The organism is Micrococcus sp. FDAARGOS_333 (assembly GCF_002206575.2).
GTDB lineage: Bacteria > Actinomycetota > Actinomycetes > Actinomycetales > Micrococcaceae > Micrococcus > Micrococcus lylae.
In genome coordinates this window covers 1,004,098-1,015,699 of record NZ_NJFJ02000001.1, presented here as the reverse complement: position 1 = coordinate 1,015,699, position 11,602 = coordinate 1,004,098, and the positions used below count along the sequence as shown (strand labels likewise).

Below are 11,602 nucleotides of genomic sequence, written 5' to 3'. Positions count from 1 at the left end.
TGCCTTCCTGTGCGCCTCGGCGTCGGGCACGGGACAGGAGTCACAGATGTTGCGGCTGCGCGCCGGCCTGGGCCACATCGATGTGGACGGGCTCGCCCCCGAGGAAATGGAGGAGGTCCGGCGTCACTGGTCCCGCTGCGACGTCCGGGACCACGAGCCGGGGGCCGCCGCAGCCCAGGACGGCGGCCACCGCTCCGGCGCGGCCGAGGTGCCGCGGCTGACCCGTACGTCTGCGGACTGGACTGCGTTCCACGAGCAGCTCGTCTACGACGCCACGAAGGCCGCCATCGCCTCCGGCCGCGGCACCCACGTCATGCTCCACGCCGCCACGCTGGCCCTGCCCGAGACCAAGCAGGCTCTGGCGCTCGCCGCCGCCTCCGGCACGGGCAAGTCCACCGCCACGCGGTGTCTGGGACGGCACCTCGCCTATCTCACGGACGAGACCACGATCGTGGATCCGCAGACCCGCCGGATCACCCCCTACGCCAAACCCCTGTCCCTCTACGGCTCCTCTGGAGTGCGGCCGAAGCATCAGCACGGGCCGGACGAGCTCGGCCTCGGCCCGACCCTCGAGGACGCCGAACTCGCCCGCATCGCGGTGTTGGACCGCGTCCGCGAGGGCGATGAGGAGGTCATCGCCCGTGCCGAACCGATGGACATCGTCACCGCCGTGACCGCACTGACCCCGCAGTCCTCCTCCCTCAGCCGCCTGCCGCGCGGCCTGGTGGCGCTGTGCGCGCTGCTGGACTCCCAGGGCGGGGCGGTGCGCCTGGTCTACCGCGAGGCCGAGGACCTGCTCCCGGTGGTCCAGGACCTCCTCTCCTCCCCCGCCGCGCCGGTCGCCCCGGCCTGGGAGGCGCTCACCGAGGAGGAGCTGACCGCCTCACTGCCCGGCACCGTGGGGGCGCGTGCACGCACCGAGGCGGACGACGGCGTCCTCACCGACGACGGACGGCTCCTGCTGCTGCGCGGCACCGAGCTCACCGTGCTCAGCGGCCTCGGCGCCGCCCTCTGGCTGCATCTGGACGTCGCCCGCACCCCCGCCGAGCTCGTCGAACGACTGGCCGAGGAGACGGACGTGCCGGACGACGCCGAGCAGATCGTGGTGCAGGGCCTCGACGACCTCACCGAGCGAGGACTGCTCCGGCGCTGAGCCGGACATCCCGGACACGACGAAGGTCCCCGACCGTGCGGGGACCGTCGTACGTCAGGGCAGCGGCCGTCGTCGGGAATTCCGCGGCAGGCAGGCTCCTGCGGTCACGGCGTCGACCAGTTGGCGGGCGGCCAGACGGTCACGAAGACCTCGCCGACCACATCTTCCTCGTCCACGAACCGGGCGCAGTCCGGGCCTGCCTCCTCTGCAGAGAGGCCACGGCAGCCGATGACGGAGTCCGAGGAGTTCGAACGGTGGTCGCCGACGGCGAGCAGCTTCCCCTCCGGCACCGAGATCGGGCCGAAGCACCGCTGGGAGCGCGGCTCGCTCGAGCAGTCCAGCTCGTCCTTGGCATACGGCAGATCCTGAAAGATGTACGGCTCTTCCAGGGGCTCGCCGTCCACCGTGACCTTGCCCTCGTCCGTGCAGCACTCCACTTCCTCGCCCCCGCGGCCGATCACGCGCTTCACCAGCGCCTGGTCATGGGAGACGCCGATGCCCGTGATGTCCCCGAACGTGCGGACGACGGTGTCCAGCGCACCGGAGTCCTCCAGCGGCGGAGCCCAGTGCTCATCGCCGTTGAACACGACGACGTCCTGGCGCTCCGGAGAGCCGTCCCCGCCGTAGGCGAGCCGGTTGACGAGCATCCGGTCCCCCACCTGGAGGGTGTTCTCCATGGAGCCCGAGGGCACCGAGTAGACCTTGACCAGGAAGGCCTGCACCACGGCCACGACCGCCAGGGCCACGAGCACGTTGAGCAGGACCGAGACCGCGAACGGCAGCTGACGGCGCTGCCGGCCACGGCTCGCCGGCGGGCCCTCGGAGACGCCCTCGTGGTGGTCCTCCGGGCGGGCTGAGGTGCTCGCCATGGCTCAGGCGTCGCCGTCGAAGAGGCTGGTGACCGAACCGTCCTCGAAGACCTCGCGGATCGCCCGGGCGATCAGCGGGGCGATCGAGAGGACGGTCAGGTTCTGGAACCGCTTCTCCTCCGGGATCGGTAGGGTGTTGGTGACGACCACCTCGCGGGCGCCGCACTCGCCCAGGCGCTGGGCGGCCGGATCCGAGAAGACGGCGTGGGTGGCGGCGATGATGACGTCCTTCGCGCCGGCCTCCTTCAGGACGCGCACGGCGCCGGCGATGGTGCCGCCGGTGTCGATCATGTCGTCGATCAGCACGCAGACGCGGCCCTCGATGTCGCCGACCACGGTCTTGGACTCCGCCTGGTTCGGGACGGTGAGGTCACGGGACTTGTGCACGAACGCCAGCGGCACGCCGCCGAGACGGTCCGCCCACTGCTCGGCCACACGCACGCGGCCGGTGTCCGGGGAGACCACGGTGATCTCCTCGCCCTCCAGGCGGGTGCGGATGTAGTCCGCCAACAGCGGGATGGCGAACAGGTGGTCCACCGGGCCGTCGAAGAAGCCCTGGATCTGTGCCGTGTGCAGGTCCACGGACATCACGCGGGATGCACCGGCGGCCTGGTACAGGTCCGCGACGAGACGGGCGGAGATCGGCTCGCGGCCGCGCCCCTTCTTGTCCTGGCGGGCGTAAGGGTAGAACGGCGAGACCACGGTGATGCGGCGGGCCGAGGCACGCTTCATGGAGTCGATCATGATGAGCTGCTCCATAAGGTGGTTGTTCAGCGGAGCAGGGTGGGACTGGATGACGAAGACGTCCTTGCCGCGGACGGATTCGCCCGAGCGGACGTAGATCTCCCCGTTGGCGAAGTCGTAGGCGCTCATCGGCAGCAGCTCGGTGCCGAGCTCCTCCGCGATCTCCGTGGCCAGCTCCGGGTGCGCCCGGCCGGCGGCCAGCACCAGTCGTTTGTCCTCGCTGCGGCTCAGTTCCGTCATTCTCGCTCCCCTGCTCTCTCGGGATCTGCGGCTCCGGGCCTTCCTGGCGGCCCGGAGCCATCCTATGTCCTGGTCTGTCCCGTACCTCAGTCGCGGTCCGCGCCGGCCGCCTCGGCGGCGTCCGCCGAACCGGTGCCCGGGCGCTTGGCCACCACCCAGCCGTCGATGGTGCGCTGCTCCACCCTGTTCAGTGCGAGCGCGCCGGCAGGGACGTCCTCGCGGACGACGGCGCCGGCACCGGTGTAGGCGCCGTCCCCGACCGTCACCGGGGCGGTGAAGACGGTGTTGGAGCCGGTGCGCACGTATGCGCCGATGGTGGTGCGGTGCTTGTTCACGCCGTCGTAGTTGGCCGTGATGTTGCCGCAGCCGATGTTGGTGTACTCGCCGATCTCCGCGTCCCCGGCATAGCCGAGGTGGGACAGCTTCGCACCGCGGCCCACCGTCACGTTCTTCGTCTCATAGAACGCACCGATCTTCCCGTCCTCGCCCAGGACGGTGCCCGGGCGGAGGTAGGTGAAGGGGCCCACGGTGGCGTTCGCGCCGATGACGGCACCCGTGGCGTCCGTCCGCTTCACGGTGGCGCCCGCGCCGACCTCGGTGTCCGTGAGGGTCGTGTCCGGGCCGATCACGGCGTCGGTGCCCACGGTGGTGGTGCCGTGCAGCTGGGTGCCCGGCTTGAGGACCACGTCGTTGGACAGCTGCACCGTGATGTCCACCCAGGTGGAGGAGGGGTCGATCACGGTGACGCCCTCCTTCATCCAGTGGCGCAGCACGCGGTCGTTGAGCTGACGGCCGAGGTCGGAGAGCTGGCGGCGGTCGTTCGCGCCCTCGACCTCCCAGACGTCGTCGGTGCCGACGGAGGCCACGCGGCCGCCCTCGGCACGGGCCAGGCCCAGCACGTCCGTCAGGTACTTCTCGCCCTGGACGTTGTCCGTGGACAGCGTCGGCAGGGTGCGGCGCAGCAGGGCGGCGTCGAAGGCGTAGATGCCCGAGTTGACCTCGGCGATCTCCACGAACGAGGAGTCGCCGGTGGACTCGGCGTGGGCGACGGCGTCCTTGTGCTCCATGATCCGCTCGACGAGACCCGCGGCGTCGCGGACGATGCGGCCGTAGCCGGTGGGGTCCTCCAGGGAGGCGGTCAGCACGGTGACGGCGTTGCCGTCCGCCTCGTGCGTGGAGACGAGGTTCGCGAGGGTCTCCGGGGTGAGCAGCGGGACGTCGCCGTAGGTGACCACCACCGTGCCCTCGGTCTCGGCCGGCACGGCCTCGAGGCCGAGCTCCACGGCGCGGCCGGTGCCCGGGATCTCGTCCTGGTCCGCGATGGCGATGCCCGGCAGCTGCTCCTCGATGTGCGCGGCGACCTTCTCCCGCTCGTGGCGCACCACGGCGACGAGGTGCTCCGGCTCCAGCGACGCGGCGGCGTGGAGGGCATGGCCCACGAGGGAGCGGCCGCCGATGGTGTGCATCACCTTGGGGGTGGCGGACTTCATGCGGGTGCCCTGGCCTGCGGCCAGCACGATCACGGCGGACGGTCGGGGTGCGGTGGTCTCGAACATTCCTGCGCTTCTCCTGGGATGGCGGTCGAGGGCCGGTCGCCTGACGGAGGCGGCCCGGTGTTCCGCCCCTAGGATTCGAACCTAGACTGCACGGCTCCAAAGGCCGGCGTGCTGCCATTACACCAGGGCGGACCGTCGGCCGCGCCGGCAGGCGCGGCGACGCGTCGTCATTCTTCCACACGCTTCCGCCCGGGCCGCGGGCGCGGCGGTCTGCGCCGGGGCGGATGCGGTGCAGGCGGTGCCTGCGCGGGGTCAGTAGGCGCCGTCGGCCGCGGCCACCGCGCGGACGGTGCGGCCGAGGATGACGACGTCCCCGAGGATGGACCAGTTCTCCACGTAGTTCAGGTCCAGGCGGACGGCGTCCTCCCAGGAGAGGTCGGAACGGCCGGAGACCTGCCAGAGGCCGGTGATGCCCGGCTGCACCTGGAACCGGCGGTGGATGTAGTCCTCGTACTGCTCGACCTCGTGGGGAAGGTGCGGCCGGGGGCCCACGAGGGACATGTCCCCGCGCAGGACATTGATGAGCTGGGGGAGCTCGTCGATGCTGGTGCGACGGATGAAGCGGCCGACCTTCGTGATACGCGGGTCGTCCTTCATCTTGAACAGGACGTTCGCATCGCCCGAGTCCGGGGTCAGGGCGGCCTTGATCTTCTCCGCGTCCGGGACCATGGAGCGGAACTTCAGCATGGTGAACGGCTTGCCGTGCAGGCCGATGCGCTCCTGCCGGAACAGGATCGGTCCCGGGCTGTCGATCCGGACGGCGAGGGCGACGCAGAGCAGCAGCGGGGAGATGAGCACCATGCCGACGCCGGCGCCCACCAGGTCGAAGGCGCGCTTGGTCAACGCCTTGCTGCGCGAGAGCCGCGGCGTGCTGACGTGGATCAGCGGCAGGCCGGCCAGTGGCTGCATGTGGATCCGGGGACCGGCAACGTCCACCAGGGCCGGGGCCATGATCAGCGTGATGCCGCGTTCCTGCAGCTCCCAGCCGAGTCGGCGCAGATCGCTGGGCGGGAACGGGTCTCCGGAGGTCAGTGTGATGGCCTCGACGTGGTTCTCCTCGGCGAAGGCGACGATCTCGCCGATGGTGCCCAGGTCCGTGCGGCACGGGATGGGGAGGAAGTCCTCACCCCGGGGACGGTAGCCCGGCATGATCGCGGCGACCGGCTCATAGCCGGCCCCGGCCTCCGAGACGAGGGCGTCATGGACGTGCGCCACCGCACCGGGTCCGCCGACCAGGAGCATGCGCCGGCGAAAGCGTCCACGGGCGCGACTGCGCGCGACCCAGGTGCGGACGACGAAGCGGCCGAGCAGCACGGTCAACAGTCCCACCGGGAGCGCGACGGCCACATACCCACGGGCAGTCTCCACGCCGGTGACATAGGAGACGATCGCGACGAGGCCGAAGAAGTAGAGCGTGCCCTTGATGACGCGCTTGTACTCCTCCGCGCCCACGCCGAAGACCTTGATGTCCCGGGAGCCGACCATGGTGAGGGCGACGACCCAGCTGAACGCCAGGATGAACGACAGCAGGGTGTAGTTCAGGATGACGACCCCCGGGACGACTGCCCCCAGCTGGCCGAAGCGGACCAGCTCGGCGAGGAGCATGGACACGAGGATCAGGATGCCGTCCACGAGGATGAGCAGGCGCGGAATGCCACGGTGCCAGGAGGCGCCGAGCAGGTGCTCGCCCTCCGGCGCGGGGGGCCGTGTCGGCACGGCATGCGCTGCCGGCGTCTCCAGAGTGGCCACGTTCGTCCTCTGCTGCTCTCCGGCGCCGAGAGGGGCAGTCGCGGGGACTGCCATCTCCCCGGCGGTTCTTCTACGTTACGGATTGTAAAGCCGTGATGAGGACACCATCGTATGTGAAGAACCTGTGTGGCGCATCTCACGCGCCAATGGGGGCCGGGACACGGGCGATGCTCACTCGGCGGTCTCGGCAGCGAGGAGCCACTGTTCCTCCGCCGCCTCCAGCTCGGCGTTGACCTGCTGGAGCTCGGCGTCGACCGGTCCGAGCTCGCCGAAGCGCTGCGCGTCGCTGAGCTCGGCCAGCCGTGCCTCCAGGCCGGCGGCGCGCTCCCTCAGCTTCTCCTGCTGCCGCTCCAGGCGGGCCATGTCCTTGCGCGCCTGCCTGCGTTCGGCGGCTGTCGGTCCCGCCGGAGCCGCCCCGTCGGCCGATCCGGCTCCTGCGGCCGCCGACACCGGCCCGTCGGCCCGCGCACTCGTCTCGACGACGGAGCCGGACGCCGGCATCGCCGAGCGCAGCTCGAGGTACTGGTCCACTCCCCCGGGCAGGCCCCTCACCTTGCCGTCGCCGAGCAGGGCGACCTGGTGGTCCGTCACGCGCTCGAGCAGGTAGCGGTCGTGGGAGACCACGATCAGCGTGCCCGGCCAACCGTCCAGCAGGTCCTCGACGGCGGCGAGGGTGTCCGTGTCCAGGTCGTTGGTCGGCTCGTCGAGGAGCAGGACGTTGGGCTCTCCCACCAGGAGGCGGAGCAGCTGCAGCCGCCGCCGCTCGCCCCCGGAGAGCTCGGCGACCGGCGTCCACTGACGGTCCGTGCCGAAGCCGAGCTGCTCGAGAAGCTGGCCCGAGGACATCTCCTTCTCTCCCACCCGGAAGCTCGAGCCCTCACGGGCCATCACTTCGGCCACGCGCAGGTGCGCGACCTCGTCCAGCTCCTGCACGTCCTGGGTGAGCGTCGCCGTGACCACGGTCTTGCCCCGCTTGACGCGGCCGGCGTCAGGCTGGACACGGCCGTCCAGCAGCTTGAGCAGGGTCGACTTTCCGGCGCCGTTGACGCCCACGATGCCGAGGCGTTCGCCCGGGGCCAGGCGCAGGGTGACGTGGTCCAGGACGGTCTTGGCGCCGAGGGCCAGGCAGACGTCCTCGAGGTCCAGGACGTCCTTGCCGAGTCGGGCGGTGGCCATCTTGGCCAAGGACACCGAGTCCCGGGGTTCGGGGACGTCCGCGATGATCGCGTTGGCCGCCTCGATGCGGAACTTCGGCTTCGAGGTGCGGGCCGGGGCACCGCGGCGGAGCCAGGCGAGCTCCTTCTTCATCAGCTGCTGCCGCTTCTGCTCGGCCACGGCCGCCTGGCGGGCACGCTCGGCACGGGCGAGGATCCACGCCGCGTAGCCGCCGTCGAACGGGTCCACCGTGGCGTCGTGGACCTCCCAGGTGCGGGTGCAGACGGTGTCCAGGAACCAACGGTCGTGGGTCACCACCACGAGGGCGCCGTCGGTGGGGCGCCAGCGGCCCTTCAGATGCTGGGCGAGCCACGCGACGCCCTCCACGTCCAGGTGGTTGGTGGGCTCGTCCAGGAAGAGGACGTCATGGTCGTCCGCGAGCAGTGCGGCCAGGGCCACGCGGCGCCGCTGTCCGCCGGAGAGCCCCTCCACCGTCCGCTCGAGGTCCAGGCCGGACAGGAGACCGTCGAAGACGTCGCGGACCTTGGCGTCCGAGGCCCAGACGTGGTCGTCCACCTCCCCGACGACGGCCTGCTTGACGGTGTGGGCGGGGTCGAGGGCGTCACGCTGGTCCAGCACGCCCACACGCACGCCGCCGCGCCGGGTGACGCGGCCGGTGTCCGGGGTCTGCAGGCCGGCCATGATCCGCATGAGGGTGGACTTGCCGTCTCCGTTGCGGCCGACCAGTCCGATGCGGTCGCCCTCGTCCACGCCGAGGGAGAGACCCTCGAGGACGGTGCGGGTGCCGAAGGCGATGCCGATGTTCTCAGCGCCGAGCAGATGTGCCATGAGCGGTGGTGTCAGTCCTTCCGCGTCCGTGCCGGACGCCGGGTGGGGTCAGGGAGTCGTCAGAGGGGCCGGAGCCGACCCGTGTGGCGCGCCGGTCAGAGCAGGCCGGCACCGTGGACGGGGCCGTGGACCGGGATCGCCTCGATGCCGGTCCGTTCCTTCACCGCGGTCGCCAGGCGTTCGGCCTCCTGCTCGTCCCGGGCCACGAACAGCAGCGTGGGACCGGAGCCGGAGACCATGCCGCGCAGCGCCCCCTCGTCCAGGCCGAGGTCGAGGACGTCGGACAGCTCCGGGAACAGGGAGACGGCCGGCGTCTGCAGGTCGTTGTCCATGGCCAGGGCAAGCGCCAGCGGGTCGGCGAGGGCCAGGGCGCGGACCACGCCCTGGTTCACCTCTACGCCCCCAGGAGAGTCCAGGGTGCCCTCGGCCCGGAGGCGGTCGAGGGCTTCGAACACCACCGGCGTCGAGAGTCCGCCGTCCGCCGGGACCACCACGAGATGCACGGGATTCCGGGCTGCCACGGGGGTCAGGTCGGTGCCGGTGCCCAGACCGACCGCGGCTCCTCCGACCACGGAGAAGGGGACGTCCGCGCCGAGCTCCGCGGCGAGCTCGGCGAGTCCCGAGCGGGTCAGTCCGGTGTCCCAGAGGGCGGAGCAGGCCACGAGCGCCGCCGCGGCGTCGGCCGACCCCCCGCCCATGCCGCCTGCGACGGGGACCTGCTTGGCCACCTGGAGGTCCACGCCGTGGGTCTCGGGGTCCAGCCCCATGCGTTCGCGCAGCAGCACGGCGGCACGGTGGGCGAGGTTGGACTCGTCCCACGGGACATCGTGGGCGTCCACGAGGCTCACGTGGCGAGGGCAGGGCCCCACGGTGATGCGGCCGTCGGCCCTGGCCACCGCGGTGACGGTCTCCGTCAGGGACACGGCCAGGTACACGCTGGCGACGTCGTGGTAGCCGTCCGGGCGCAGCGGTCCGACCCGGAGGGAGACGTTGACCTTGCCCGGCGCGGTGGCGGTGACGTGGCGGCGGGCGACGTCGCTGTGGACATCATGGCGCGCGTGCGTGTTCATGCGGTCTCCTCAGTCACCTGGGCAGCACGGGCCGCGGCGATGCGCGCGAAGTCCGCGATGCCGAGGGCCTCACCGCGGGTCTGGGGCTCGACGCCGGCGGAGCGCAGCGCGTCCTCCGCGGCGGAAGCGCCACCCGCCCAGCCGGACAGGGCGGCGCGCAGGGTCTTGCGGCGCTGGGCGAAGGCCGCGTCCACCACTGCGAACACGTCCTCACGCTCGACGCCTGCCACCGGCGGCTGCGCGGCACGCTCGAAGGCGACGAGCCCGGAGTGGATGCGGGGCGCCGGCCAGAACACCTGGGTGCCGATGGTGCCGACCTTGCGCACGGGTCCGTACCAGGCGGCCTTGGCCGACGGCACCCCATAGACCTTCGAGCCGGGTCCGGCGGCGAGCCGGTCGGCCACCTCCTCCTGCACCATGACGAGCCCGTGGCGGATGTCCGGGAAGTGCTCGAGCACATGCAGGAGCACGGGCACGGCCACGTTGTACGGCAGGTTCGCCACGAGCGCGGTCGGGCCGCCCTGCGCCGCAGCCGGTCGGACCGCGTCGACCTCTTCGGGCGTCACCGTCATCGCATCGCCGTGGAGGACGGCGAGGCGTGCGGAGGCGCCCGCACGCATCGCGGAGGCGGTCGCGGGGAGGCGGGCGGCCGTCGTCGGGTCGATCTCCACGGCGGTCACGGCGGCCGCGACGTCCATGAGGCCGAGGGTGAGCGATCCCAGACCCGAGCCGACCTCGAGGACGTGCTCGTCTTCGGCGAGCTCGGCGGCGGCGACGATGCGGCGGATGGTGTTCGGGTCGATCACGAAGTTCTGCCCCCAGGACTTGGTGGGGCGCAGGTCCAGCTCCGCGGCGATGCGCCGGATGTCCGCGGCGCTGAGCAGCGGAGCGACTCCGGGCGCGGCGGAGGTGTCGTCGGCGTGGTCGGGCATGGTCACGAGTCTATCGACTGCAGACGCGCCGCGGCCCGGCCCCTGTGGAGGGACCGGGCCGCAGCGTCATGCGCACGTCGGGTCAGGACAGACCCAGCTGGGCCGCGCAGCTGGGCCACGCGCCCCAGCCGGACATGGCCTGGATCTTCTTGCCCATGATGATCTGCTGCTCACGGGTGGCCATGTGCGGCATCGGGGCGTACTGGGTGCCGCCGTTGGCGACCCACACGTCCTGCTTGAACTGGATGCCCCCGTAGAAGCCGTTGCCGGTGTTGATGGACCAGTTGCCGCCGGACTCGCACTGCGCCAGGCGGTCCCACACGGAGTCGCCAGACGTGGTGGAGGCGGTGCGCTCGACGGCGACGAGCTCGGTGGCGACGCTCTGCTGGGCGGCCTGCTCTGCAGCCTTCTGCTCGGCGGCCTGCTTCGCCTTGGCCTCCTCGGCAGCCTTCTTTTCGGCAGCCTCCTCGGCGGCCTTCTGCTGCGCGGCCTTCTCCTCAGCGGCACGCCGCTGGGCAGCCTCCTCGGCGGCGCGCTGCTGGGCAACCTTCTCGGCCCACGCCTTCTCCGCGGCCTCACGCTCGGCAACCTTCTTCGCCCAGGCCTCCTCCGCGGCCTTCTGCTGCGCGGCCTCCTGCTCGGCGGCCTTCTGCTCGGCGGCGCGGCGCTCGGCTGCCTTCTCGGCCCAGGCCTTCTCCATGGCCTCGCGCTCGGCAACCTTCTCCGCCCAGGCCTTCTGCTGCGCAGCCCTCTGCTCGGCGGCCTCCTGCTCGGCGGCGGCCTTCTTCTCGGCCTGGCGCTCGGCGGCCTTCTTCTTCTCAGCCTGCTCAGCCTTCTCGGCAGCAGCGCGGCGCTTGGCCGCCTTCTTCTCGGCCTTCTCAGCCTTCTGCTCGGCGGCGGCCTTCTTCTCGGCCGCCTCGGCCTTCTCCGACTTCTCGGCAGCCTTCTTCTCAGCCTTCCGGGCCTTCTCCGACTCCTCGGCCTGACGCTCGACGTCCCCGCCCTTGTCCGCCTCGTCCTTCTCCACCTGAGCCACGCGCTCCAGGGTCACGTCCTCCTGCTTCGCCTGGGCGGCATCGTCCTGACCGGCGCATCCGGTCAGACCGAGGGCGGCGATCGCAACGACGGCGGCCAGACGGCCGGGACGGGTCGAACGCAGATTCGGGGCAGACAGCATGAAGCCTTCTCTCCTCAAGGGGACTCGGACAGTCACACGCTGGCCACGGCATCTCAGCCGTGCAGCTGCGGCGGATCACGCCGACGTAGGGACCTATCACGAGATGAA

The 11,602-nt window shown here is 71.5% G+C and carries 9 protein-coding genes and 1 tRNA gene; 1 reads left to right on the top strand and 9 read right to left on the bottom strand.

All coding sequences use genetic code 11. The annotated features are described in order from the left end of the window. The first annotated feature begins 46 nt into the window (after positions 1-46). Positions 47-1,153: a PqqD family protein gene (locus tag CEQ11_RS04515; RefSeq protein ID WP_088477881.1), complete on the top strand. Its 1,107-nt coding sequence runs from the start codon at positions 47-49 to the stop codon at positions 1,151-1,153. 104 nt (positions 1,154-1,257) lie between these two features. Here the strand turns inward: CEQ11_RS04515 and lepB are convergent, their stop codons facing one another. From lepB to CEQ11_RS04470, 9 genes are all read right to left on the bottom strand, one after another. After that, entirely contained in the window at positions 1,258-2,022 is a 765-nt protein-coding gene (lepB, locus tag CEQ11_RS04510; protein ID WP_088477880.1) for a signal peptidase I, read from the bottom strand. Positions 2,023-2,025: 3 nt separating this feature from the next. Beyond that, positions 2,026-3,006 (bottom strand): ribose-phosphate diphosphokinase, encoded by a 981-nt coding sequence (locus CEQ11_RS04505; RefSeq protein ID WP_088477879.1) that lies wholly within the window; start codon positions 3,004-3,006, stop codon positions 2,026-2,028. Between the two features lie 86 nt (positions 3,007-3,092). After that, complete coding sequence (gene glmU, locus CEQ11_RS04500) at positions 3,093-4,562, bottom strand: bifunctional UDP-N-acetylglucosamine diphosphorylase/glucosamine-1-phosphate N-acetyltransferase GlmU (RefSeq protein ID WP_088477878.1); 1,470 nt, start codon at positions 4,560-4,562, stop codon at positions 3,093-3,095. A 60-nt stretch (positions 4,563-4,622) separates the two neighbouring features. Further along, positions 4,623-4,694 (bottom strand) — tRNA-Gln (locus tag CEQ11_RS04495). Between the two features lie 120 nt (positions 4,695-4,814). Further along, on the bottom strand, positions 4,815-6,311 hold the full coding sequence (locus CEQ11_RS04490; protein WP_369804912.1) for a sugar transferase: 1,497 nt from the start codon (positions 6,309-6,311) through the stop codon (positions 4,815-4,817). A gap of 171 nt (positions 6,312-6,482) precedes the next feature. Then, the gene (locus tag CEQ11_RS04485) at positions 6,483-8,315 is read right to left on the bottom strand and encodes an ABC-F family ATP-binding cassette domain-containing protein (protein WP_088477876.1); all 1,833 of its coding nucleotides are present in this window, start codon (positions 8,313-8,315) and stop codon (positions 6,483-6,485) included. A gap of 95 nt (positions 8,316-8,410) precedes the next feature. Then, entirely contained in the window at positions 8,411-9,385 is a 975-nt protein-coding gene (locus CEQ11_RS04480; RefSeq protein WP_088477875.1) for a 4-(cytidine 5'-diphospho)-2-C-methyl-D-erythritol kinase, read from the bottom strand. Beyond that, on the bottom strand, positions 9,382-10,317 hold the full coding sequence (gene rsmA, locus CEQ11_RS04475) for a 16S rRNA (adenine(1518)-N(6)/adenine(1519)-N(6))-dimethyltransferase RsmA (protein ID WP_088478908.1): 936 nt from the start codon (positions 10,315-10,317) through the stop codon (positions 9,382-9,384). Before rsmA ends, CEQ11_RS04480 begins: the two co-directional genes overlap by 4 nt. Before the next feature lie 82 nt (positions 10,318-10,399). Then, entirely contained in the window at positions 10,400-11,494 is a 1,095-nt protein-coding gene (locus tag CEQ11_RS04470; protein ID WP_088477874.1) for a transglycosylase family protein, read from the bottom strand. Between the last annotated feature and the right edge of the window lie 108 nt (positions 11,495-11,602).